The 25615-nt window shown below is 56.1% G+C and carries 19 protein-coding genes and 1 other RNA gene; 14 read left to right on the top strand and 6 right to left on the bottom strand.

Translation table 11 applies throughout. The features are described 5' to 3' along the window. Positions 1–119 precede the first annotated feature (119 nt). Positions 120–2009 (top strand): DUF885 domain-containing protein, encoded by a 1890-nt coding sequence (locus LC093_RS15820; protein WP_226667093.1) that lies wholly within the window; start codon positions 120–122, stop codon positions 2007–2009. A gap of 88 nt (positions 2010–2097) precedes the next feature. Here the strand turns inward: LC093_RS15820 and sodC are convergent, their stop codons facing one another. The 3 genes from sodC to LC093_RS15805 form a co-directional block, all read right to left on the bottom strand. Beyond that, positions 2098–2631, bottom strand: coding sequence for a superoxide dismutase family protein (gene sodC, locus LC093_RS15815; RefSeq protein ID WP_226667089.1), 534 nt, complete (start codon positions 2629–2631; stop codon positions 2098–2100). A 99-nt stretch (positions 2632–2730) separates the two neighbouring features. Beyond that, complete coding sequence (hda, locus tag LC093_RS15810) at positions 2731–3465, bottom strand: DnaA regulatory inactivator Hda (RefSeq protein WP_226667084.1); 735 nt, start codon at positions 3463–3465, stop codon at positions 2731–2733. Between the two features lie 5 nt (positions 3466–3470). Next, a complete protein-coding gene (locus LC093_RS15805) occupies positions 3471–4568 on the bottom strand; it encodes a DUF2066 domain-containing protein (protein WP_226667079.1) in 1098 nt (365 codons plus the stop codon). A 240-nt stretch (positions 4569–4808) separates the two neighbouring features. Between LC093_RS15805 and purM the strand changes: the two genes are divergently transcribed. From purM to LC093_RS15765, 8 genes are all read left to right on the top strand, one after another. Beyond that, positions 4809–5864 carry a phosphoribosylformylglycinamidine cyclo-ligase gene (gene purM / locus LC093_RS15800; protein ID WP_226667076.1) on the top strand — a complete coding sequence of 352 codons (1056 nt, stop codon included), beginning with the start codon at positions 4809–4811 and terminating at the stop codon, positions 5862–5864. Positions 5865–5871: 7 nt separating this feature from the next. Then, positions 5872–6567 (top strand): phosphoribosylglycinamide formyltransferase, encoded by a 696-nt coding sequence (gene purN, locus LC093_RS15795; RefSeq protein ID WP_226667071.1) that lies wholly within the window; start codon positions 5872–5874, stop codon positions 6565–6567. Between the two features lie 62 nt (positions 6568–6629). Then, positions 6630–7406, top strand: coding sequence for a DUF3108 domain-containing protein (locus LC093_RS15790; protein WP_226667066.1), 777 nt, complete (start codon positions 6630–6632; stop codon positions 7404–7406). A gap of 233 nt (positions 7407–7639) precedes the next feature. After that, the gene (locus tag LC093_RS15785; RefSeq protein ID WP_226667061.1) at positions 7640–9052 is read left to right on the top strand and encodes an OmpP1/FadL family transporter; all 1413 of its coding nucleotides are present in this window, start codon (positions 7640–7642) and stop codon (positions 9050–9052) included. 661 nt (positions 9053–9713) lie between these two features. After that, a complete protein-coding gene (locus LC093_RS15780; protein WP_226667057.1) occupies positions 9714–11096 on the top strand; it encodes a CmpA/NrtA family ABC transporter substrate-binding protein in 1383 nt (460 codons plus the stop codon). Positions 11097–11177: 81 nt separating this feature from the next. After that, positions 11178–12170 (top strand): ABC transporter permease, encoded by a 993-nt coding sequence (locus LC093_RS15775; protein ID WP_226667056.1) that lies wholly within the window; start codon positions 11178–11180, stop codon positions 12168–12170. Positions 12171–12253: 83 nt separating this feature from the next. Then, complete coding sequence (locus LC093_RS15770; protein WP_226667055.1) at positions 12254–13156, top strand: ABC transporter ATP-binding protein; 903 nt, start codon at positions 12254–12256, stop codon at positions 13154–13156. A gap of 66 nt (positions 13157–13222) precedes the next feature. After that, a complete protein-coding gene (locus LC093_RS15765; RefSeq protein WP_226667051.1) occupies positions 13223–14455 on the top strand; it encodes an alginate export family protein in 1233 nt (410 codons plus the stop codon). A gap of 60 nt (positions 14456–14515) precedes the next feature. On the opposite strand, the gene LC093_RS15760 is transcribed toward LC093_RS15765, so the two are convergent. Beyond that, entirely contained in the window at positions 14516–16432 is a 1917-nt protein-coding gene (locus tag LC093_RS15760) for a M2 family metallopeptidase (protein WP_226667045.1), read from the bottom strand. A gap of 278 nt (positions 16433–16710) precedes the next feature. Then, an RNA gene (gene ffs, locus LC093_RS15755) (signal recognition particle sRNA small type) lies at positions 16711–16807 on the bottom strand. A gap of 229 nt (positions 16808–17036) precedes the next feature. Between ffs and LC093_RS15750 the strand changes: the two genes are divergently transcribed. Together LC093_RS15750 and LC093_RS15745 are read left to right on the top strand one after the other, a co-directional pair. Further along, positions 17037–17879, top strand: coding sequence for a 6-carboxytetrahydropterin synthase (locus LC093_RS15750; RefSeq protein WP_226667040.1), 843 nt, complete (start codon positions 17037–17039; stop codon positions 17877–17879). 91 nt (positions 17880–17970) lie between these two features. Next, the gene (locus tag LC093_RS15745; RefSeq protein WP_226667038.1) at positions 17971–18687 is read left to right on the top strand and encodes a 16S rRNA (uracil(1498)-N(3))-methyltransferase; all 717 of its coding nucleotides are present in this window, start codon (positions 17971–17973) and stop codon (positions 18685–18687) included. 164 nt (positions 18688–18851) lie between these two features. Here LC093_RS15745 and ald read toward each other — a convergent pair whose 3' ends face one another. Continuing rightward, the gene (ald, locus tag LC093_RS15740; protein ID WP_226667034.1) at positions 18852–19997 is read right to left on the bottom strand and encodes an alanine dehydrogenase; all 1146 of its coding nucleotides are present in this window, start codon (positions 19995–19997) and stop codon (positions 18852–18854) included. Positions 19998–20272: 275 nt separating this feature from the next. Here ald and LC093_RS15735 point away from each other — a divergent pair, with 275 nt between their 5' ends. The 3 genes from LC093_RS15735 to LC093_RS15725 all read left to right on the top strand — a co-directional run bounded on the left by LC093_RS15735 (position 20273) and on the right by LC093_RS15725 (position 25546). Continuing rightward, the gene (locus tag LC093_RS15735) at positions 20273–20758 is read left to right on the top strand and encodes an Lrp/AsnC ligand binding domain-containing protein (protein WP_226667030.1); all 486 of its coding nucleotides are present in this window, start codon (positions 20273–20275) and stop codon (positions 20756–20758) included. A gap of 317 nt (positions 20759–21075) precedes the next feature. Next, entirely contained in the window at positions 21076–22338 is a 1263-nt protein-coding gene (locus LC093_RS15730) for an efflux RND transporter periplasmic adaptor subunit (protein ID WP_226667027.1), read from the top strand. 16 nt (positions 22339–22354) lie between these two features. Then, complete coding sequence (locus LC093_RS15725) at positions 22355–25546, top strand: efflux RND transporter permease subunit (protein ID WP_226667025.1); 3192 nt, start codon at positions 22355–22357, stop codon at positions 25544–25546. The last annotated feature ends 69 nt before the right edge of the window (positions 25547–25615 follow it).

The raw sequence follows: 25615 nt of genomic DNA, 5'->3' as shown, positions 1-25615 counted from the left end.
AGATAACCACATTCCCTCCTCCGCAATTTGCATCCCGGCGCCGAACTGGTTACAACGTTCCCTCTTATTTTTCAGACAACTTCTAATAACCACCTTTCATTCAGCAAAGAGAAACCATCATGAAATTGAAAGTGACCCTGCTGGCGGCCGCCATAAGCGCGCTGACCATGGCAGGCTGCGGCCAGAAGCAAAACAGTGTTGAAGACAAACCATCCCAGTCTGCAACCGAGGCCGGCGTAGCCGTATCGACTGCCGCCAACGACACTGCAACCGGCGCCGACAGCGCAGCCATCGCCGAAGCGAACGCGCTGTTCGAGAAGCAGTTCCAGGAACATTTGGCTCGCAGCCCTCAATTCAAGACCTTTCTCGGCATGAAAGAAGATTACGGCAAGTGGGATGACCTCTCGCCAGCGTTTGCCAAAGAAACCTATGAAATCAACAAACGTCAGCTGGAAGAACTGAAAAAGATCGACCCAGCCAAGCTGGACGACGCCACCCGCCTGTCCCTGAACCTCGCCATCCGCAACCAGGAGCAGGACCTCGAAGACTACAAATGGCGCCTGCACACCTACCCGGTCAACCAGATGTACGCCACACACACCGGCGTCGCATCACTGCTGATCAACCAGCACCGCATTGACGACGCACCCGATGCAGAAGCCTATATTTCGCGCCTGAACGGCCTGCCAGCGCACTTCGAACAGCTGACTGCCAACCTCAAGGAGCGCGCGGAAGCCGGCGTGATCGTGCCGAAATTCGTATTCCCCTACGTGATCAGCGACGGCAAGAACCTGATTACCGGTGCTCCGTTTGACGACGGCAAAGACAGCACCCTGTTCGCAGACTTCAAGGGCAAGGTCGACAAGCTCACTATCAGCGACGAAGAAAAAGCAGCCCTGGTTGAACAGGCCAAAACCGCGATGCTTGAGAGCGTAAAGCCGGCCTATGAAAACCTGATTGCCTACCTGGGCGAACTGGAACAACAGGCCACCACCGACGACGGCGCATGGAAACTGCCAAACGGCGACGAGTTCTACCAGCATCGCCTGAACGTCTACACCACCACCGACATGACCGCCGATGAGATTCACCAGAAGGGCCTGGATGAAGTAAAACGCATTCATGACGAGATGCGTGAAATCATGCAGCAGGTGAAGTTCGAAGGCAGCCTGCAGGAATTCTTCGAATTCATGCGCACCGACAGTCAGTTCTACTATCCGGAAACGGAAGAAGGCAAGCAGCGCTATCTGAAAGAAGCCACGGCCATTATCGACACAATGAAAGGCCGCCTGGACGAGCTGTTCATCACCAAGCCCAAAGCCGACCTGATGGTGAAAGCAGTAGAGCCGTTCCGGGAAAAATCTGCCGGCAAGGCCTTCTACCAGCGCCCAGCACCGGATGGCTCGCGCCCGGGTATCTACTACGCCAACCTGTACAAAATGAGCAGCATGCCCACCTACCAGATGGAAGCGCTCGCTTACCATGAAGGTATTCCGGGGCACCACATGCAGCTGTCCATCATGCAGGAACTCGACAATGTACCCATGTTCCGCAAGTTTGGCGGCTACACCGCCTACACCGAAGGCTGGGGCCTCTACTCCGAGCTGGTACCGAAGGAAATCGGCTTCTATCAGGATCCCTACTCCGATTTCGGCCGTCTGGCGATGGAACTGTGGCGCGCCTGCCGCCTGGTGGTCGACACCGGCATGCACAGCAAGAAGTGGACCCGCGAAGAAGCCATCAACTGGCTGGCAGAAAACAGCCCCAACCCCCAGGGTGACGTGGTCAAGGCCATCGAACGCTATATCGTCATGCCCGGACAGGCCACCGCCTACAAAATCGGCATGATGAAAATCGTAGAGCTCCGCGAAGGTGCCAAGCAGGCGCTGGGTGACAAGTTCGATATCCGCGAATTCCACGACGTCGTACTCGCCAATGGCGCGGTACCGCTGGACGTGCTGGAAGAGCTGGTAAACCAGTGGGTGGAAAACACCAAAGCCGCTAACTGATCGCCTGAGATCAACCCGTGGAAACGAAGCCGGGGGCGCGCAAGCACCCCCGGCTTTTTATTGGCCTCTGTTTTGCAGCTCAGGCGAGTTACTGAATCACGCCGCAGGCAATGCGCGCCCCACCGCCGCCGAGCGGCTTGGGTTGATCCGCATGATTGTCACCACCTGCATGAATAATCAGTGCACGCCCCTTGAGATCTTTCATTTTAAGCCGCGGCGCCAGTACCGGCTCGAAGGCATTGCCGTCGGTATCGACAATGAGAACCGGCAGGTCGCCCAGGTGACCGCTACCCCATGGCATATCATGGCGCCCGGTTTTCTTGGGGTCGTAGTGCCCGCCTGCGGCCAGACCCGGTACCAGCGCGCCCTCTTTCATCCCCGGCTCGCAGCTGCCATTCTCATGCAGGTGGAAGCCGTGCAGGCCATGGGGGAGCCCCTTGAGTCGCGGAGTAAAGACCAGTCCATAGGGGGATTCGGTAACGGTTACCGTGCCCAGCATACCGCCGACGCCCTTGGCGTCGAGCTTCAGGATACTGACGACGGTTTCCGCGCTGACGCCCAGGGCAAAGCCCCACAGGGCCACGGCGGCAGCCATCCGGATAGTTTGGCGGGCTCGAGTCATGTCCATTCCTCCGTACTTCTTTCGCCACCAAACGGCGAAAGTCACTGGATCACTAACCAGTCTAGAAGGAAATACCAATCTATCCGGATACGGCTGAAATCAGATGTTCAACACCTGTTTGACGAAGGGAATTGTGATTTTGCGCTGGGCCTGCAGCGATGCCCGGTCCAGCTGCTCGAGCATGGCGAACAGGGCGCGGGTATCCCGCGGAGCCCGGTGAATGATGTACTGAGCCACATCTTCGGGCAGGTCGAAGCCCCGCAGGCGGCTTCGCTGGCGCAGCGCGTCCAGCTTGTCCGCATCGCTCAGTGGGTGCAGCTGGAAAACCAGCGCCCACTGCAGCCGCGACGCCAGATCGGCCAGCTCCAGATTCAGACCGCGCGGCGACTTGCGAGCGCCCAGTAGCAACTGGCGCCCGGTGTCCTTGAGCCGGTTGTACAAGTGGAACAGTGCCGTTTGCCAGTCGCGCCGCCCGTCTATCAGCTCCAGGTCATCGACACATACCAGGTCGAGCAGATCGAGCCCCTCCAGAATCACGTCCGGCTCCGCCACATTGAGCTCGGCAAGAGGTAAATACTGAAAGCTGCGGCCACTGGATTCCGCCACCTGGCAGACCGCCTGCAATAAATGCGTTACCCCGCTGCCTGATTCCCCCCACAGGTAAATCACCTGCTCAGGGTTCTCACCACTGGCGAACGAACGCAATAGGGTGACCACCTGGCGATTGGCATCGCCCGGCACTTGATAAAAATTCGCGAACGTAGCGTCATCCCGCAGAGAAACGCCCAACGATAACTGCTGTGGTACGCCGCCTGTTTGATTACTACCTGCCACTTGTATTACTGCCAGTTGTAGCGGAGTGGGTTCTGCGCACTGCCCAACGGTGCCCGGTAGCCAGTCAGGTCCACCAAGCCATCATCCCGTTGCAGCTGCAAATTGCGATTCAACGCCAAAACGTCCCGCAGGCTTTCAAGTTGGGTACTTGTCGTCAAGGACAGCGTAACCCTGTCACCACGCACTGCCAGGACCTCCGCCGCGCTGACCTGCGCCAATCCCTGCAGGTACTTGGTAGCCTGGGAATATTCTGCAAAACTGCGAATACCGGCGATTTCGACCATTACCGCGCTGGCAACACCGGTTTCACTTGTGCGTACCGCATAGCGATCAGCCAACAGATTGGCCGCTTCATTGATGCCGCGCAGCGCGACCTCGTCCATGGTGCTGCCACTGGCATCAAACGCGTAGCTGCGGCCACTGTGGATCAGCAGCCAGTTGGCCTGCCAGCGCTGGCCGGAAGTCTGCAGCAGCCGTCCCATCAGCGTAGCATCCGGGTGATAGCGCACGCTGGCACGCTCGGCTGCCGCCTCATCCTGGGCCCAAAGGTTACCCAGCGGCATATTGCGCTGATCGTTCAGATCCATTACCGGGAAGTCCAGGGGCAACCCGCGCTCCTGGGCCAGCCCATCGAGAAGACCAAACAGCTCGGGGTAATCTTCCTGACGCAGGGTATCGCGCCCCCCCTGCAGCGTATCTACCGCCATCCATACCAGGGTACCGGGACGGTTGTTCGGCCACAGGGGCAGCTGCAACTGGTGAACCAGGTCATTGACCGCCTGCGGATCAAAGGAGAGATGCAGGAACAGCTGGTTGTCTTCGCTGTCGTAGCGGTATACCTGCAGGTACTTTTGCGCATTTTCCAGCACCGGGGCCAGTTTGGGATTGCTCCCAATCTCCTGATCGCCGGTAACACGCACAAAAACCCGCTCAAGACCGCGGCTGCTGGCGTCAGCCCGGTCCGTCGTGCCGCGGCTCGGAACCGCTTCGATAATTTCATACAGGTCTGGTACCACCCGTGCCTGAGCAGGCAGAGCAGCGGTAAATACCAGCAACAGCGCCATGACACAGCATGCCAAACGTGGGCTTAGCGGCGTTGACATCAGAATTCTTCCCCTAACTTCTCTTATCTTCGGGAGTTCAGTGGCCCGGTATTTGACCATAAAACTGCTCGAGGGCCACTGTTTAGTCACACTTTGACCCAGCACTTCGATACCCGCAAGTGTGCAATTTCCAGCTATTGTATCAGTGTCGGCTGATTCGCCCAGTCTTCAGTTCGCACATTTAACGAATTTTCCACTAGAATACGCGCCCTTCAATTCAGGCCCCTGCAAGGTTGATCAATGAGCGACTCCAAGCCCAACACCCCTTCCCTCAGCTACAAAGATGCCGGCGTTGACATCGACGCGGGTAACGCTCTGGTGGAGCGTATCAAACATGTCGCCAAGCGCACCCAGCGCCCGGAGGTGATGGGCGGCCTCGGTGGCTTCGGTGCCCTCTGCCAGCTGCCGAGCGGCTACAAAGAGCCCGTACTGGTCTCCGGTACTGACGGCGTGGGCACCAAGCTGCGCCTGGCAATGGATCTGGGTATCCACGACAGCATCGGTATTGATCTGGTAGCCATGTGTGTCAACGACCTGGTGGTCGCTGGCGCCGAGCCCCTGTTCTTTCTCGACTACTACGCCACCGGCAAGCTGAACGTCGATATCGCCGCAGACGTGGTCTCCGGTATTGGCAAAGGCTGTGAGCTGGCCGGCTGCGCCCTGGTAGGTGGTGAAACCGCTGAAATGCCCGGCATGTACGAAGGCGATGATTACGATCTGGCTGGCTTCTGCGTCGGCGTGGTGGAAAAATCCGAGATCATCGACGGCTCCAAAGTACAGGCTGGCGACGCCCTGATTGGCCTCGCAGCTTCCGGCCCCCATTCCAACGGCTACTCCCTGATCCGCAAGGTACTGGAAATCAGCGGCGCGGACCTGCAGAAAGACCTGGAAGGCAAAACCCTGGCCGAATCACTGATGGCCCCGACCCGCATTTACGTCAAGTCTCTGCTGGAGCTGATGAAATCTGTACAGGTAAACGCACTGAGCCACATTACCGGTGGCGGCCTGCTGGAAAACCTGCCCCGCGTACTGCCGGAGAATGCAAGCGCGGTCATTGATACCACCAGCTGGCAGCTGCCGCCGGTATTCCGCTGGCTGCAAGAGGCCGGCAACATTGAAGGTCGCGAAATGTACCGCACCTTCAACTGCGGCGTGGGCATGGTGATCTGCGTTCCAGGTGCCGATGCCGAACGTGCCATCGAAGTTCTGAATGGCTTTGGCGAGAATGCCTTCGTCATCGGCAGCATTGAAACCGCCGAAGAAAACGCGGAAGCCGTTGTCCTGAAAGGTCTGTAATCCGAGCATGAACGAGTTCAACCAAGGGCCGGTCTCCGGCCCCTGTCGTATCGTAGTCCTGATCTCAGGTAGTGGCTCCAATCTGCAGGCCCTGCTGGATGACGCTGCCAAGGCAGACAGTGAGTACGGCATTCAAGCGGTAATCAGTAACAAGGCCGACGCCTTCGGCCTTACTCGCGCCCGCAATGCCGGTGTTGAGACGCAGGTGTTGAGCCACCGGGACTACGGGGATCGCGAGAGCTTTGATCAGGCCTTGATCGAAAGTATCGATGCCTATCAGCCCGACCTCGTTATCCTCGCCGGCTTCATGCGTATCCTCACACCGGGATTTGTGCGCCACTACAGCGGACGGCTATTGAACATTCACCCATCTTTGCTGCCAAAGTACCAGGGCCTGCACACCCACCAGCGCGCCCTCGACGCTGGAGACAGCGAACACGGTGTTACCGTGCACTTCGTTACCGAGGAGCTGGACGGTGGCCCGGCCATTATCCAGGCCAGCGTCCCGGTGCTGGCAGACGACACCCCGGAAACGCTTGCGCAACGGGTTCAGGTGCAGGAACATAAAATTTATCCGCTTGCAGCCCGCTGGTTTGCCCAGGGTCGCTTGCGGATGGCCGGCGACCGAACCGAACTGAACGGCGAGCTCCTGCCCCGCAGCGGCCACCGTTTCAGCGACGCCGGAGACCCGGTAGCAGAATAGACGGACCGGCTACACTTCCGGTCTGTGCAAATGGAATTAAGCATAAGACCGGAGGTGCAATCTTGCTCCGCATTGCCATCGCAGCATTTTCAGCCGTACTGTTTTTCCATCCCGCGGCCTATTCCTCACCAGCAGACACCACCACCGTGGATAACACCCGCTCGGAGGCACCCTCTGCTTCTACTGCGTCTGCAGTATTACAGCCATTCACCGCCGTCTATCAGGCCGAATTCAGTGGCTTCGGGGTCACTGCCGAACGCAAGCTGACGGGCACCCCTGAAAGCTGGCGCCTGGATTTCTCCGCCAACTCGATGTTCGCGAAAATCGAAGAGTACTCCCGTTTTGCGCAACAGGGCGGGCGGCTGGTGCCGCAACACTACGATTATAAAAAAAGTGGTCTTGGCAAGGATCGCCATACAGCGCTCAGCTTTGAAAGCGATCAACGCCGGGTCATCAACGTTTACAACAAAGCCCGCAGCATCGATAACGCCCCGGCCGATATCCAGGACAAAATCAGCTACCAGCTGCAACTGGCTCTGGACGTAGCGGCCGGAAAAAAAGAACTGGTATACGACGTTGCCGATGGCAAGAAAATTCGCCACTACGAGTTTCGCGTCACCGGCAACGAAAAAATCAAAACACCGATGGGCATGATCGACACCATCAAGGTACAGCGGATCCGCGCACAGGATTCGGAACGCGTTACCAACATCTGGTTTGCGCCGCAATGGAACTACGCCCTCATAAAACTTCAACAACAGGAAGATAATGGCAAAAGCTACCAAATCACCCTGACCAAATTATCCATTGAGGGAAAACCCGTCAGCGAAAATAATTGATAAAAAATATATTTCACACTCCCTAAAAAAATCACGCCAAAGCGTAGATTTTTCTGCTCGCAGCCACTATAAAGTCGCCGTTTCTCCCCAGCGCATAAAATTCGCACTGCTAGACTCTCCCTATCAGGAATAGGTTTGCTTGATGCAAAATTTTTCCGGAAATGCTTCACTGCCAGTGCCCATGGAAAGAATGAACTGCGTTGGCATTATTTTCAGCAAAAGAGTGGGACCTCATGACTATCAAAATTTTGCGTAGAGCCGCACTGGCCGCAGCGATCGGCACAGTATCCAACGGTGCTTTAGCCGCTGGTTTTGCACTTCAGGAATCAAGCGCCTCTGGCCTGGGCCGCGCCTTCGCTGCCGAAAATGCCATCGGCGATAACGCCGCTATCCTGGCACGCAACCCGGCAGGCTCCGCACTGTTTGACACCATCACTATTTCTGGTGGCGTGACTTACGTAAACCCGGAAATTGATGCCGCGGGCTACACCGAATACTACGCGCTGACCGCCAACGGTCCCTTCCCTCTGGTCGAACCAATTTACGCAGAAGCAAATGATTACGCGAGCAGCGCCTGGGTACCCAACGCTTACATCGCCGTACCTTTTGATGACTGCTGGTCTTTCGGCCTGGCGATGAATACCGACTACGGTCTGGAAACAGACTTCAAGTCCAGCTGGCCAGTTACGCATATCGCCGACAAAACCGAGCTGATCTCGGTCAATATCGCACCGTCGGTGGCGTTTGATTACAACAACACTTTCAGTATCGGTGTCTCTGCAAATTTCCTGTACGCAGACGCCACCCTGAAATCGAAAGTACCGTCTGATTTCGCAATTGATCCCAGCTTTTCCGACCTCTACCTTCTCGATGCTGACGGGGACGACTGGGATTACGGATGGAGCATCGGTGCGCTGTGGCGCATCAATGAGCGCACACATATTGGCATTTCCTACCAGTCAGAGCTGGACCCGAAAATTGATGCAGACGTAAATTCGGATTTGCTGCCGGCCTATAATAGCCAGGGCCAAATTATTGGCACATTCAATGGTGAGCCAGCGGACCTGACCCTGGACCTTCCGGATACCGTTGAACTCGGTGTGTATCACCGCTTCAATGACAACTGGGGTATCGCCTTCGGCGCCATGTGGACCGACTGGGACGATTTCGAGCGCCTGGAAGCCTATTTCCCGAATCAGCGGGTTGATGGCACGCCTATTTCCGCTTACAACCCCTTCCACATCAAGGAAGAAAACTTCAGCTCCGGCTGGCGCTATAGCCTGGGCCTGGAGTACTACCCCTGTGATGAGGTGACCTGGCGTGTAGGCTACGCCTATGACGAAGGCGCAGCCCGCGATGGCCTGTATGACGAAGAAACCCTGGCAACAGGTTTCGATGTTACCTGGCGCACCCTGTCTATTCCGGATGCCGACCGTCAGTGGGTAACCTTTGGTGGCACCTACGAGTTCAATAACCAACTGAGCATTGATGGCGGCGTTGCATACCTGTGGGGTGACGACGAGCCCATCCAGGAGTTCCAGGCACTGCCAGTATCCAGCGACTTCACTCTGGGTACCTACTTCAATGGTGGCACCACAAACCTGGAAGCCTGGTTGGCCGGTGTATCGCTGAACTACAGCTTCTGATAAGAAGTCACGAGGTTTAGACTGGCGTACCAAAAGGGGCGGACAGAGATGTCCGCCCCTTTTTTAATACGTAACTACCACACTTCTCGCACGCGCTGCGCCCTTCATCCACGCACCAAAACATCGCCTCGCCGTCACCTCGAAAGCGCAAAACGCACAGCATTGAGTCGATGGCCGGGTCGGGACCGCCAATACAATCAATCCTCCGATCAGTTTCCTGTGCGTTTTTTTGTCATACCGGAAATACAACCTGCAGCGCTCGCCCCTGAATATTTCGTAGAAATTTCAGCAAGTTGCGTAAATCAAAACGATCCGAAAGTATTGGAAGCGATATACCGAGTTAAGGAACTGGCCGCCAGCAACCGGTCAACAGATAAACAGTTGGCACAATCCCTGCAGAGAGGATTGTGGGCGTCCCACGATGCCCGATAGAAGAATTAACCAGGCTGCTGCGCACTCTAGCTCTTATTCCGTTTCTAGTTTGCAGTCGCAATAGCTTGCCAATAAAACGTTCGGTAACGCGCTAAGCGTTACCTCTGAGCACAGGCGCTCATCGATTCCTGCCAAATGGCAGCCAGTCGATGGGCGCTTTTTTTTGCGCTCAAGAAAGTCATTTATACAACGCCTCGATCAACCAATTGATCCAAAGGAGATTTTCGACATGCAGTGGAAAAAATCCATCTCGCAATTTATCGGCGTACTGACGCTGTCGACAGGATTATGCGCGGGCACCTCTTCCGCAGCCACCAAAGAACTCGGATACCCGGAAAAAGAAGAGCTCACCTTCGGGTTTATCAAGCTCACCGATATGGCACCCATCGCTATCGCCTACGAAAAAGGCTACTTCGAAGACGAGGGCCTTTACGTAACTATTGAGGCACAGGCGAACTGGAAAGTACTGCTGGATGGAGTAATCGATGGCCGTCTCGACGGCGCACACATGCTGGCCGGGCAGCCCATCGCGGCCACTATGGGGTTCGGTACCAAAGCCGACATCATTACGCCCTTTTCCATGGATCTGAACGGCAACGGTATCACCGTTTCCAATGCGATCTGGGAGCAGATGAAGCCGAACATTCCCAAGCAGGCCGACGGAAAGCCGGTCCACCCGATCAAGGCGGATGCGCTGAAGCCTGTGGTCGAGAAATACAAGGCTGACGGCAAACCCTTCAACATGGGGATGGTATTCCCGGTATCCACTCACAACTATGAACTGCGCTACTGGCTCGCTGCCGGCGGCATCCATCCCGGTTACTACGCCCCGCACAAAGGTGATATTTCCGGGCAACTGGAAGCAGACGCACTGCTCTCGGTAACACCGCCACCGCAGATGCCGGCGACCCTGGAAGCAGGCACCATTTATGGCTACTGCGTCGGCGAGCCCTGGAACCAACAAGCCGTATTCAAAGGTATCGGTGTACCGGTCGTCACCGACTACGAAATCTGGAAAGACAATCCCGAGAAAGTATTCGGTATCACCAAAGAGTTTGCCGAAAAATATCCGAATACGACGGTTCGTATTACCCGCGCACTGATTCGCGCCGCCATGTGGCTGGATGAAAACAACAACGCGAACCGTCCGGAGGCGGTCGAGATTCTGTCGCAGTCCAATTACGTGGGTGCCGACTACGAAGTAATCGCCAACAGTATGACCGGCACTTTCGAATACGAGAAAGGCGACAAACGGACGGTGCCCGACTTCAATGTCTTCTTCCGCTACCACGCAACCTATCCCTATTACTCCGATGCCATCTGGTACCTCACCCAGATGCGCCGCTGGGGCCAGATACCGGAAGACAAACCGGACTCCTGGTATCAGGAGCTGGCAGCCAAAGTCTATCGCCCGGACATCTACGAAGCGGCAGCCAAATCTCTGATCAATGAAAAGCTGGCCACCAAAAACCAGTTCCCGGATTTCGCAACCGAAGACGGTTACCGCGCGCCACAAACGCATTTTATCGACGGCATTGTTTACAACGGCCACGAACCCAATGCCTATATCGATCAGTTTCCCATTGGTCTGAAGTCGGGCCAAAAACTGTGACACCCCGCTACGGGAAGCCGGGCCACGAAGGCCCGGCACTAAAAACTATTTATCGAACTGACCCAGCGAGGTAACCGCACTATGGCATCCACAACCCTAGGCAATGGCAGACTTGCCGCGCTCCGTCTTCCCCGGCTGGACGGTAGCCTGCTCAGTAATTCCGCTAAATACATGGCCCTGCCACTGACGGGTATTCTGGTTTTCCTGCTGCTCTGGTCTTTTAGCGCCCGGCAGATTGACACCTCACTCGGAAAGTTCCCCGGACCGGCAGCCGTGGCAGATCAATTTGAGGCGCTGTATCGGGAACATCAGCGTTCCAGAGAAAAAGAGCGTGCATTTTACGAACGCCAGGAAATCCGCAATGCGAAACGCGTCGCGGAAGATCCCGGCTACATACCGAAACTCCGCGCCTATACCGGCAAGGAAACATTTATCGACCAGATCGGTACCAGCCTGGTAACAGTCATGAGCGGGTTCCTGCTGGCTGCTGCCATTGCCATTCCACTGGGTATCGCCATCGGACTCAGCCCGGCACTTAACAGCGCGGTCAATCCGATCATCCAGATCTTCAAACCAGTGTCACCACTGGCCTGGCTACCATTGGTGACCATGGTGGTCTCTGCTCTGTACACATCACCGGACCCCATTATTGCCAAATCTTTCCTTAACTCATTGATTACTGTGACGCTGTGCTGCCTGTGGCCAATGGTCATCAACACAGCGGTGGGTGTTGCAGGTATTGATCGCGACCTGGTGAATGTATCCAGGGTTTTGCGCCTTCCAGCCCTAAAGCACGTACAGAAAATTGTGCTGCCGGCTTCCATTCCGATGATTTTTACCGGTATGCGACTGTCCCTCGGGGTTGCCTGGATGGTACTGATCGCAGCGGAAATGCTTGCCCAGAACCCCGGCCTCGGAAAGTTTGTGTGGGACGAGTTCCAGAACGGGAGTTCGGACTCACTGGCCCGAATCATGGCCGCAGTACTGGTCATTGGCGTCATTGGTTTTCTACTGGACCGCGGCATGCTGACACTGCAGAAATTCGTATCCTGGGACAAAGTCGCCAGTCAGTAACTCGCACGAATAAACCAACGATCAGCGAAAAGCTCTACGCATATCACACAAAATTCACCCTGCAACTTCTCCTGGAGCACCCCATGAGCGTTTTACTGGATATCAGCCATATGGATATGGAATTCCCGAACCCCAAAGGCGCCTTTACCGCCCTAAAGGACGTCAACCTGAAAATCCGACAGGGAGAATTTGTATCTTTGATCGGTCACTCAGGGTGCGGGAAGTCCACGGTACTGAACGTGGTTGCCGGCCTCTACCAGGCTACCCGTGGCGGTGTAATTCTGAATGGCAAGGAAGTACTGGAACCGGGTCCTGAGCGCGCGGTGGTATTTCAAAACCACTCTCTACTGCCGTGGCTTACCGCCTATGAAAATGTGGAACTCGCAGTGAAGCAGGTATTCAGAAAATCCAAAAGTAAAGTGGAGATGCGGGAGTGGATTGAGCACAACCTGAACCTGGTCCATATGGGGCACGCAATACACAAGCGTCCGTCGGAGATTTCCGGCGGCATGAAACAGCGCGTTGGTATTGCGCGCGCGCTGGCTATGCAACCAAAGGTGTTGCTGATGGACGAACCGTTTGGCGCCCTGGACGCATTGACCCGCGCGCACATGCAGGACTCACTGATGGAAATTCAGGCCGAACTCAACAATACCGTGATCATGATTACTCACGATGTTGACGAGGCGGTTTTGCTTTCGGATCGCATTGTGATGATGACCAATGGACCCGCTGCCACCATCGGAGAAATCCTGAAAATCGACCTGGAACGACCACGCCACCGGCTCGATCTGGCCGATGACACCCACTACAACCGGTACCGCGCGCAGGTCCTGAAATTTCTGCACGAACGCCACAGCAAACCTGATGTCCGCACCGCGCCGGCACTGAACACCGAGACGAACAGCGTCGATACCGGCAGCGAGCCAGACAAAACAAAAAACAAGAACACGGAACGGACGGATGCTGTAGTCGACGCCGCCTGATACACCTTCTCTAACAACGATTGATACCAAACAGAAAACAACAACTTAAACCGGGAGAGCAATCCATTGAACAAGCTATCTGACAGCCGTTTTTTCAATCAACTGCGCCTGGCAACGACCATGGCCGCACTGGCCACCAGCCCCGTTGCTTTGCCAGCCTGGTCTCAGGAAACCGTCGAAAGCGAACCCTCGGGAGTAGCCAGTATTGCGGATGCACTTGCACAGGGCGAAGTCACGCTAAGCTTTCGCGCACGCACGGAGCTGGTTGACGTCGATGGTGCAGACCAAGTCAATCTCACCAGCCTGAAGACCCGACTGACATTCGCTTCCGCGAGCTACAACGGGTTCAGCACCACACTGGAAATGGACGATGTTACTCACGCGACCGATTTCGAGGGCGGCGTAGCCGACCCAGAGGGCACCGAGGTAAACCAGGCCTTTCTCGCCTATCAGTTTGGTGGTACCAATTTAAAGTATGGCCGCCAGCGCATCCTGCTCGACAACCAGCGCTTCGTCGGCGGCGTCGGTTTCCGACAAAACGAACAGACCTACGATGGATTCAGCCTGACCAACAGCAGCCTGAGCGACACCACGCTGCTTCTCGCCCATATTCACAATGTAAATCGAATTTTCGGTGAAGACAGCCCTGTGGGCGATCATGACAATGACAGCTACCTGCTGAATGCAAAGTACGCCGGCCTGCCAGTGGGCACACTCAGCGGTTACGCATACCTGATTGACAATGAAGACGCCGCGGCCTTTTCCACGGATACCTACGGAGTACGCTTTGCTGGTAGCACGGGAAGCCTGGGCTATGCTCTGGAATACGCGACCCAATCGGCCGCAGCGAACAACCCGGCAGACTATGACGCGGACTATGTGTTGGCTGAAGGCAACTACAAAATCGGCTCGGTAACGCTGTCGGCGGGTTACGAGCTGCTTGGAGCGGATGGCAACAATGGCCAGTTCATCACACCACTCGCAACGCTGCATAAATTCCAGGGCTGGAACGACAAGTTTCTCGGCGGAGGCACCGGCAATATTGCCGGCGGTATCGAGGACGTCTACGTGTCTGCTGCAACCACTGTCGGTGGGGTAAAACTCGCGCTTAACTACCACCAGATGAACTCGGACGATACCGGCGCATCCGGCATGGACAAGTTGGGCAGCGAGCAGGGATTCCTCGCCGCCTACACCCTTGCGGGCATCAATCTCAGCCTCAAGTACAGCCGTTACAGTGCTGACGATTTCAGCGTGAACACAGACAAATTGTGGCTAACCGCGGCAGCCAGTTTCTAACCCGGTAAATCGCGCCCAATAACAAGCCCGGCATAGCCGGGCTTGTTATTGGACTGAAGATTACCAACCGCACTGACGGTCTTTATTCTGCTCCTGCAGGTAAACCATAAGCGGTTGGAAGTAATCTACGATCGCGGCAGCATCCAGTTCGCGCTGCCCGGTGAGGGCCTCCATCGCATCCGGCCAGGGCTTGCTGGCACCCATGGCAAGCATATTCCGCAGTTTTTTGCCTGCCGCGTCATTTTTGAAAATGGAGCAGCGGTGCAGCGGCCCGGTTTCACCAGCCGCGTCACACAGCGCGCGGTGGAACTGGAATTGCTGAATACGAGCCAGGAAGTAGCGCGCGTATGGGGTATTACCGGGAATGTGGTACTTCGCACCCGGATCAAAGTTGGCTTCACTGCGCTGCACTGGAGCCTGGATACCCTGATAGTCTTCGCGTAATTTCCACCAGGCTTTATTGTAATCACCCGGCTTCACCTCGCCATTGAAAACCTGCCAGCGCCACTTGTCGACCAACAACCCAAATGGCAGGAAGGCAATCTTATCGAGCGCCTGCTGCATCAGGTAACCGAGGTCCTTATCTTCACCGGGAATCTCGTCCATCAAACCGATTTGTTTCAGGTACTTCGGCGTAATGGACAGTGCGACGGTATCCCCCACGGCTTCATGGAAGCCATCGTTGGCACCCTCTTTGTACAGGAACGGCTGGGTGTTGTAGATACGCTGATAGAAGTTGTGCCCCAACTCGTGATGAATAGTAATCAGGTCTTCACCAGTTTTGTTGATACACATTTTGATGCGGATATCGTCCTTGCCATCCAGGTTCCAGGCACTCGCATGGCATACAACGTCGCGATCACGAGGCTGGGTAAACTGGGACCGCTCCCAGAACGTTTCCGGCAACGGCTTGAAGCCCAGGGAGGTAAAGAATTTCTCCCCCACCTTGACCATATCTTTCTCACTCATGCCGGATTTGACTACCAGCTCGGTGAGATCGTAAGGCGCCTGCATATCGTCGTCTTTGACAATATCGTAAATGTTGCCCCACTCCTGAGCCCACATATTACCCAACAGATGCGCCGGGATTTTGCCCTGCGCGGGCGCCACGCCATCCCCATAATGCTCATTCAACTTGGCGCGTACATGGCAGTGCAGCGCTTCGTACAGAGGTTTTACCTTACTCCACTGCGCGTCCATATCCGCGGCAAAAGCGTCCGGCGGCATATCGTATTTGGAGCGCCACATCACACTGAGGTTGTCGTATCCCAGCTCCTGCGCACCGGCATTGGCGATTTCCACCTGACGCTCGTAAAGCGGCTTCATCGGTGGCGCCACTTTGCGCCACCCAACCCAGAGTTCTTTAAGTAGCTTCGGGTCGCGACTTTTGGCCATCACCTGGCCCATCTCCGTCAGGGTGTAGCACTTTTCCTTGTCGCCTTCTCCGGTACAGTATTTTCCGGCACCGTACATCCCCTGCATCTTGGAGCCGATTTGTGCCAACTCGGCGGTCAACTCCGGATCTTTCGGTGCAGGGAGTACCAGGCCCTGCTTGAGCATGGTGAGCATACGGCGGGTCTCAGGATCGAGCTCGACGTTGTCGAACTTCGCCGCTTCCTGAGCCAGCTCAACGGCCAGCGTGGTGTACCGCTCCACGGCCAGGGCTTCCGTATATTGGGAGTCGAGATTGATGTACGTGGATGCCACCCAGCCTGCGTGGCTGACCTCTTCGGCCATTTTTTCCAGCCGGGCCTGGGCATCGTCGAGAAACGCCCTGGCACCCTCAGGGGAAAGACTGATACTGCCTTCTGTGGCTGCACGCGCCACGGTGCCGGCAGAGGTATCATCCGCACCGTAGGAAACCTGCGCCGCGGCGGAGGGCGATCCCGATTGCGGTACCGCACCCTGGTCCGATTGTCGGTTGTCACATGCGGAAACCGCCATTGTTGCGGCAATGACCAGCGCTAGCTTTTTCATCAGCGTCCTCTGTTTATTTGTATTATCAGTGGGTCGGCATTAGTGCGACCGAGCGCACGACTTATTGGTTCTGTCGCCGTTTTATAGCACACGGGGTCCCGTGTTCGGGGTGCGATGGCGGTCACTACACCCAGATCGGCACAAAATTCCCCGCTCACACGGATTTATGGGGAAATGTCTCGCAAGTAAATTACGGCGCAGAACGCAATAGCAGAATGCATACGGACACGAAGTCTGAATGGAGTAAGCATGAGGGAGGGGGAGAAAATTGGAGGCAGCCCAACCAGCACACCCCCGGCACATGATGTCACTGCTACCGTTGCTCCCTTCCGGGCCTGGCGGAGTTCACAGCTGATCATTGCGAGGAGACCGGAAGGGCCGCCATAACGCATCGAGTCAGTTTTTGCGGCTTCCTTGAAAGCCCCTGCACTCGAAGAGGGCGCGATTATAGAGACTCAAAGCGCCATGTGCCACCCCCTTTTGGGAATCTTCTCCGACGAAAGCAAAATCCTCTCCCGTAGGCGACAATTTCCACTGCCAAAAAGCTATACTGTGCCGCGCTCAAAACCGGGCCTATCCCTCCATTTTCGTAGTCGGAAGTTCTATGCACCTGTTTGTCGACAGCCTAACCAACGTTGATTTCAGTTACCTCGACCACCGTCGCGGTATCGTCGGCGAAACCTGGCTGGCCAATGCCGCGCTCGATGGCGCGCTGGACCATCAGGGCATGGTGGTGGACTTTGGTATCGTCAAAAAGACGCTACGCAACTGGCTGGACACAGAGCTGGACCACCGCCTGCTTGTACCCACCCGGTCCCCTTACCTCTCCCTTTCCCGGACAGGCGAAACCGTCGACATCACGTGGCAGCTGGATTCCGCGGATGCGGTAACCGTCAGCGGTCCTGAGCAGGCCTTTGCCCTGGTCGAAGTGGAGCAGATTGATCCCGAATCTGTCGCGCAATGGTGCGTACAGCAACTGGCCGGGGTGTTCCCCACCAGCGTGGATAAGCTCAATCTGTCATTTTCTACTGAAGAAATCGCCACCCCGTATTACCACTACAGCCACGGCCTGAAAAAACACGACGGCAACTGCCAGCGGATTGCCCATGGCCACCGCTCGCAGATCCGTATTGATGTGAATGGACAACGCTCCACTGCGCTCGAAGCGGAATGGGCATCTCGCTGGGCGGATATCTACCTTGGCACCCGCGAAGACATGAAGCAGGAGCAAGGAGCACAACTGCACTTTGCCTACAGGGCCCGCCAGGGGGATTTCACACTCAGCATTCCGTCCAACCGCTGCGAGATCCTCGAGTGCGATACAACCGTAGAGCAGCTGGCCCAGTATATTGCGGTCACCCTGGCTGAAAATAACCCGGGCGCCGAGATCACTGTTCGAGCCTACGAGGGTATCGGCAAAGGTGCCGTGGCTACGGCCCGCGCGTAAGCGATACATAAGCAGGACACCGCTGCCAAGTCAGCGACCATTTACTGCACTGCCATATCCGCTGAATACTGACCGCTGTGGAGACCTGGTCTTGAACCTTATTCTTCTCGAAAATTCGGATTTTGTCGCACCGGGACGCGCGGTACTTTTTGGCCGCCGGCATCAACACATCAGCGAAGTACACCGGGCGCAGGCGGGCGAGCAATTGAAAGTGGGCCTGGTCGACGGACAAATCGGCAGCGCCACCGTACTTTACGCCGACGCGGAGCGGATTGAGCTCGGCGTCTCCCTGCAGCAGGCACCCCCACCGGGCCTGCCTCTCACCCTGATTCTCGCCCTGCCGCGCCCCAAAATGCTCAAGCGCACGATTCAGCACGCGACGGCACTCGGGGTAAAAAAACTGTATCTGATCAACGCTTACCGGGTGGAGAAATCCTACTGGCAAAGCCCCTGGCTGGCGGAGGACAAACTGCGCGAGCAGTGCGTTCTGGGGCTGGAACAGGCCGTCGATACGGCGATGCCGCAAATCGAGTTGCGCAAACGCTTCAAACCGTTCGTGGAAGACGAGCTGCCATCCATCGCTGCCGATTCAGTCAAGCTGGTCGCCCATCCGGTGACTGACACTCCCTGCCCCGTCGATATCGACACCGCAACAACACTGGCCGTCGGCCCGGAAGGTGGCTTCATCCCCTACGAGGTAGAGAAACTTCAGGAGCAGGGGTTCAGCTCGGTACACCTTGGCCCGCGCATTCTGCGGGTAGAGACTGCCTTGCCGGTGTTACTCAGCAGGCTGTTCCCTGCTCGCTAACCCCCTCGCTGTCCACCGCAGCTCAACAAAAAAGTTTCACCCATAAAAAAGCCGCGCTAATTAGCGCGGCTATAAAGGGCAGTCGGACACTGCCGGGTCTCACAGAGCGGGGCTTCACAGCCCCAAGAAGAGAACAGGCTCTAAATAATTCATCAGGCGTCGGCTCAAGCCGCTACCCCGGATTCCACTGCAGATTTCTGCAGGGCCAGCTTGGGATCCACGTACTCATAACCCAGAACATCGGCTACGGCCTGGTAAGTCACCATACCGGCGTGTACGTTCAGGCCTTCCAGCAGGTTGGCGTCGTCCAGCAGCGCCTGCTTCGCACCCTTATTGGCCAACGCTACTGCGAACGGCAGAGTTGCGTTGTTCAGCGCCATGGTCGAGGTGCGCGCAACACCGCCCGGCATGTTGGCCACGCAGTAGTGCACTACGCCGTCAACCACGTAGGTCGGCTCCTGGTGGGTAGTGGCTTTGGAAGTCTCAAAACAACCACCCTGGTCGATCGCAACGTCCACAACCACCGCACCTTTCTTCATGCGGCTGATGTGATCGCGCGTCAGCAGTTTAGGCGCTGCAGCACCGGGGATCAGAACTGCGCCAATCACCAGGTCGGCTTCAAGCGCATGCTGCTCGATCGCATCGTTGGTGGAGTACTCGGTGCGCACTGCGCCGCCGAAAATGTCGTCCAGCTGGCGCAGACGCGGCAGGGAGCGATCCAGAATGGTAACGTCAGCACCCATACCCAGCGCCATTTTGGCTGCGTTGGTACCAACCACACCGCCACCAATAATCAGCACTTTGGCCGGGGCTACACCGGGCACACCGCCCAGCAGTACACCCAGGCCGCCCTGGGCTTTTTCCAGGTGATGCGCGCCGCACTGTACGGACATACGGCCGGCAACTTCAGACATCGGCGCCAGCAGCGGCAGGCCGCCAAAGCGGTCGGTTACGGTTTCATAAGCAATACAGGTCGCACCGGATTTCACCAGCAGCTCGGTCTGCTTGGGATCGGGTGCCAAGTGCAGGTAGGTGTACAGCAGCTGGCCCGGACGCAGCATTTCACACTCGTGCGGCTGAGGTTCTTTCACCTTCACGATCATTTCAGCAGTCGCGAAAATCTCTTCCGCGCTGTCGATGATCTTGGCGCCAGCCTGCTCATACATTTCATCAGTAAAACCGATGGCGGAACCGCCATCTTTCTGCACGATCACCTCGTGGCCATGCCCTACCAGCTCGCGAACGCTCGCCGGAGTAAGACCGATGCGGTACTCGTGGTTTTTGATCTCTTTCGGTACACCGATCAACATAACGACTTCTCCTAAAGGCTCCATGAACGCAGACAATTGCGCCCCGTTTTTCTTTGCTTTCAGCTAGTATAGGGCCGCCTTTAAAGTTGTTCTCTGTAAATTTTCTTCAGGAATCAGTGGATTCCACTGGTAACACTGCTATCCTGCACACTTTTCATCCAGCGGATGGCACAGTTTGGCGTCACAGCCAAATCAAGCCTTATTCGCGACTGATCGAAACATACTGTTCACACCCAAATGGGCCAGGAATCCCTGACCGACACCAGGAGAGTGCAATGAAGCGCCGCGCCAACGAATTAAGCACGATCGACCGCAATATCCTTCGAGTACTGCAGAAAAACGGCCGCACAAGTTACGCGGAACTGGCCCGCCAGGTAGGTCTAACCGCCACCCCCTGCGTGGAACGCGTCAAGAAGATGGAATCCGATGGGGTGATTCAGGGTTACACCGCATTGATCAACCCGGAATTTCTCGATGCTGCACTCGTGGTGTTCGTGCAAATACGACTAAACCGCTCGGCACAGGATGCCTTTGAAGAGTTCCGCAATGCGGTGTCCGCTTTGCCGGAAGTGCAGGAGTGCTACCTGGTATCAGGCAACTTCGACTACCTCATCAAGGCGCGCGTAGCGGATATGAGCGCTTACCGTAAATTCTACGGAGAGACATTGCTCACCTTGCCAGAGGTACAGGAGTGCACCAGTTATGTGGTGATGGAGCAGGTAAAAGAAACCCTGGAGGTTCCTGTTCACTACAACCGCTGAAGCGTTACTAATCCCTCCCCGCCATTTTCCCCACCTCGCCCACTCTCACAGTGCAGCCCATCCGGGCTGCCAACGAGCAAGTCCGCCTGAAAAATTGGCTATCAATTCCATCCGCCCAGTCCTCGCTCCAGCTCAGGCCGGCACCTGGGAAAGCAACGCGCGCACGAAAAATAATTTCCGCGCCAACTATTGACCAAGTTTCCACCAGCTGACGCCCCGCCCTCTAGGATTAATGGAGATAGGTTTATTAACTCAAGTTGCGGGAAATGATGTACCAAACTCTACGTAACCAGCTCCATTGGCGGAATCTTATTTTCGTGGCGTGCCTGCTTCCCGTTGGCTGCGGGGAAAAGGAAGCGGCCAAACCAACCCCACCACCGAAAAAGGTGGAGGTTGTCGAGGCCAAACGCATGAGTTTCAGGCCGAGCTTTGAAGTGCCGGCCGTAGTGGAAGCTGTGGAAACTGCGCAGATTTTCCCGCTGGTCGCCTCGAGGATCCTCTACCAGAACATCGAGCCCGGAAAATATTTCAAGCAGGGCGAAGAGCTCGTAAGGCTGGATCCCTATCCTTTCGAAACCTCGGTGGCTACCGCCGAATCTGCTGTCGCTGAAGCGATGTCAAATTACGAAGACGCGAAATCGAACTTCAATCGCGCGCGAAACCTGCGCCCTCAGGGGTATATTTCCGCAAAAGATTTCGACACCGCAAAGTCCACCATGCTGGCGGCGGAAGCGCAGCTGAATAAAGCGCAGACCACACTGCATCAGGCGAGACAGGATCTGTCGCATACCTCGATAGTCGCGCCTTTTTCAGGGCGTGTGGGACACCCCAACTACGCCGTGGGCGACTTTTTCATCTTACCCAATTCGGTGCCTATTACCCAGCTCATCAAAACAGACCCTGTATACGTACTCGCCCACATCGGCCAGAAGGCCTACAACGAGTTTTACAGTGCGTTGGACAAACTGAAGCAGCAAGGTCGCGCCCTTCCAAATATGGAACTCTACATCGTGTTGCCGGGTGACACGGTATACCCCTACAAAGGGGAGTTTTTTTCCTGGGACGCTACCGCAGCCGCAACCCGAGGCACAGTCGCTGCACGCGTCCTGTTCCACAACCCAGATGGCCTGCTTCTTCCCGAAGAGAATGTGACTCTACACGGAAAACTGCTGGAAGAAATACAGCGAATCGTGATCCCGCAAAAGGCAGTATCCCAGGACCAGCAAGGACACTATGTCTACTTGCTGGACAAAGACAGCAAGGTAAAGCGGGCCAATATAGAGGTTGGCATGCGCATAGGCCCCAACTGGGCCGTGCGTGAAGGGCTCAAGGTTGGCGACAGAGTTCTCGTGGAGGGCCTGCAAAAAGTCAGCCCGGGTGATGCTGTCGAAGTCACACCGGTGAAAATCGAACCGTCCAAAGACGCCACACCGCAGAACCTCCGGCCTCCGCCCCATTCTTTGCGTGAACAGCTGCGTAAGGAGCGGGAAGCATTCCAGGAATACCAGAGATCAACCATGGAAGTGAGGCAGCGGAACCAACCGGGCGATGTCTACACCCCCTATGAAACCGGCAAGTAGCGCGGGAAAGTAAGCTGTGAGCGAAAATACCCATCTCTTTATCCGTCGTCCGCGCTTCGCCTTTGTGATCGCCATTCTGATCACTTTTATGGGCTTGCTCGCGGCGATTGTCATGCCGGTGGATCAGTACCCGGATATCGCGGCGCCGAAAATTTCGGTGGTCGCCGTCTACCCTGGTGCAGATGCCGAGACGGTGAAAAATGCCGTTGCGATCCCTATTGAAGAGCAGGTGAACGGTGCCGAAGGCATGGTGTACATGACCTCGAACTCCGGCAGTGATGGCACCTATACGTTGTTCATGACGTTCGACATGGATACCGACGATGACATGGCGCAGGTGGATGTACAGAACCGGGTGGCACTCGCAGAACCGTCCCTCCCCCCGGAAGTGCTGAAACGCGGTATCAAGGTGCGCAAGCGCTCCTCCGACATGTTGATGGTGGTCAACCTTTTTTCCCCGGATAACCGGTTTGACGGCGTTTTCCTGTCCAACTTTGCCTCACTGAACCTGCTCAATGAACTCGCGCGCGTACCCGGCGTGGGTGAGGCGAAAATCATCGGCCCACTGGATTACGGCATGCGGATCTGGCTCGATCCGGTGAAGATGGCCAACCTGGAGATTTCCGTGCCGGAAGTGCTCGGGGCGATTCAGGAGCAGAACATCCAGGCAGCGGTAGGCCAGCTCGGTACTCCGCCATCTCCCGATTCCACCCAATTCCAGTATGTCCTCACCACCAAAGGCCGACTGACCTCAGAGGAAGAGTTTGGCGATATCGTGCTGCGCGCCGATGAAAAAGGCGGTGTAGTTCGCGTCAGGGATATCGCGCGGGTGGAGCTAGGCGCTCAGATATATAAAGGCTACGGCGAATACAACAACGGCCCAGGTGTTCTTCTAGCCATTTACAAATTGTCAGACGCCAACGCGCTCGAAGTTGCTGAGAACGTCAAAGCCAAGGTGGAGGAACTTTCACAGTATTTCCCCGAGGGAGTTGAAGCGGTCATTGGCCACGACACCACCGAATTTATTGCGGTTTCCCTCGAAGAAACTGTTTTCACCCTGATCGCAACTGTGATCCTGGTCATCATCGTCACCTACCTGTTCCTCGGCAACGTGCGCGCGGCGCTGGTACCGACCCTGGCGGTGCCGGTATCGATTATCGGCACACTCGCCGTCCTTTACGCCATGGGCATGACCATCAATACGGTCACCCTGTTCGGCCTGATTCTCGCCATCGGCGTGGTGGTAGATGACGCCATCATCGTCGTCGAAGACGTCGAGCGCATCATGCACGAAGAAGGGCTGGACAAGCGTGCCGCTACAGCCAAAGCCATGAAGGAGGTATCCGGTCCGATTGTCGCGACCTCCATGGTACTTGTGGCGGTATTCGGGCCAACCATGTTACTGCCGGGAATGACGGGGCGAATGTTCGGCCAGTTCGGTACCACCATTACCGTATCCGTGCTGATCTCCATGGTTAACGCACTGACACTGAGCCCCGCGCTGTGCTCGACCGTCTTGAAGGAAGGCCACAGCAAACCGAATCCGGTGATCCGCGGCTTCAACTGGGGTTTTGAAAAGGTTTCCAACGGTTACCTCAAAATCGTGGATTGGCTCGCCCGGCACCTGATCATAAGTCTGGCGATCATTGCCGGCCTGTTTGTCAGCCTGTTCCTGCTGTTCCAATCCGTACCCAAAAGCTTTATCCCGGATGAAGACAAGGGTTACTTCATGATCGACGTACAGTTGCCCGAAGCTGCCGCGCTTGAGCGTACCGCTGAGGTCATCGACCAGATCAATGAAGTACTGATGAAGGATCCAGCCGTCGACAAAGTACTGTCAGTAAATGGGTTCAGCCTGCTTAACGTCATGCTGCAATCAAACGCCGGCATGGTAATCGCCAAACTCAAATCCTGGGACGAACGCAAAGCACCTGAGGTGTCACAACAGGCATTGCAACAAAAATACCAGGCGCAATTTGCTCAACTGCCTGAAGCCCAGATCCTGGTCTTTGGTGCGCCCGCAATTCCCGGCCTGGGAGCCATGGCCGGCTTCTCTTTCATGCTCGAAGACACCCAAGGTGTCGGCGCTCAGGAGTTGTTCAAAGTGGTGCAAGATTTCTCCGCCGCCGCCACGGAACAGCCGGAAATCGCGCGTGCCTTCTCGATATTCAAGGCGGGCTCACCGCAGATCCGCCTGGACATCGACCGGGTGAAAGCGAAGACACTGGGAGTAAAAATCAGCGACATATTCCTGACACTGCAAACCCAGCTTGGCGCCATCTACGTCAACGACTTCAACCTGTACAACAAAACCTTCAAGGTCATGGTGCAGGCCGAATCCAGGTTCCGCCAGCAGGAAAAAGATCTGGAGAAAATCTATATCACCAACAAAAAAGGCGAACCAATCCCACTACCGGCCATTCTGAGTACAGAGCCGGTCCTCGGTGCGGTAACCCTCAAACGCTACAACACCTACGACTCAGCTAAAGTAAGTGGCGGCCCAAATATCGCCGGTGGCTTCAGTTCGGGTGACGCCATGGACGCACTTGAACGTGTGGCGATAGAGACACTGCCCGACGGCTTCAAATACGATTGGTCCGACTCCAGCTACGAGGAACGCAAATCCGGCAATGCCTCCACAATCGCGCTGGTGCTGTCGCTGATATTTACCTTCCTGTTCCTTGCGGCCCTGTACGAATCCTTTTTGACGCCGCTTGCGATTATCCTCTCGGTGCCCATCGCCATCGTCGGCGCCATCGCCGCGCTGCTGATCGCCAAGGAACCCCTCAGCCTGTATGGCCAGATTGGTCTGGTACTGCTGGTAGCACTGGCAGCAAAAACCGCGATCCTTATTGTCGAGTTTGGGAAAACCCAGCGGGAAGTGGAGCGGTTATCACTGCACGACTCAACGGTGACCGCGGCAAAACTGCGCTTCCGCCCGGTCATCATGACAACCCTTTCATTCGTGGTGGGCTCCATCCCTCTCGTGATTGCATCAGGCGCCGGCGCCGCCAGCCGGATATCACTCGGCACTGCCATCATGGGCGGCACCATAATGGCGTGCGTCGCCGGCACACTGCTGGTCCCGATCTTCTTCAAGATCGTACAGGGGCTGCGTGAGAAAGTGCACAGAGGGGAAACAGGAGAAGCGGCGAAGCTCGAAAAGCCAAAAAGTCACGACCATGGTCATGATACAGAGGCAGAATAGAGAAGATAGAAGGACGGGATTTTCCGCCACCACCCTAAGAATGACATCGCCATCCTGGCGCCAGCGATC

The sequence above is a fragment of the Microbulbifer aggregans genome (assembly GCF_020524005.1).
Classification (GTDB): domain Bacteria; phylum Pseudomonadota; class Gammaproteobacteria; order Pseudomonadales; family Cellvibrionaceae; genus Microbulbifer; species Microbulbifer aggregans_A.
The sequence above is the reverse complement of the archived record's forward strand: the minus strand, read 5'-3'. Positions and strand labels throughout refer to the sequence as shown.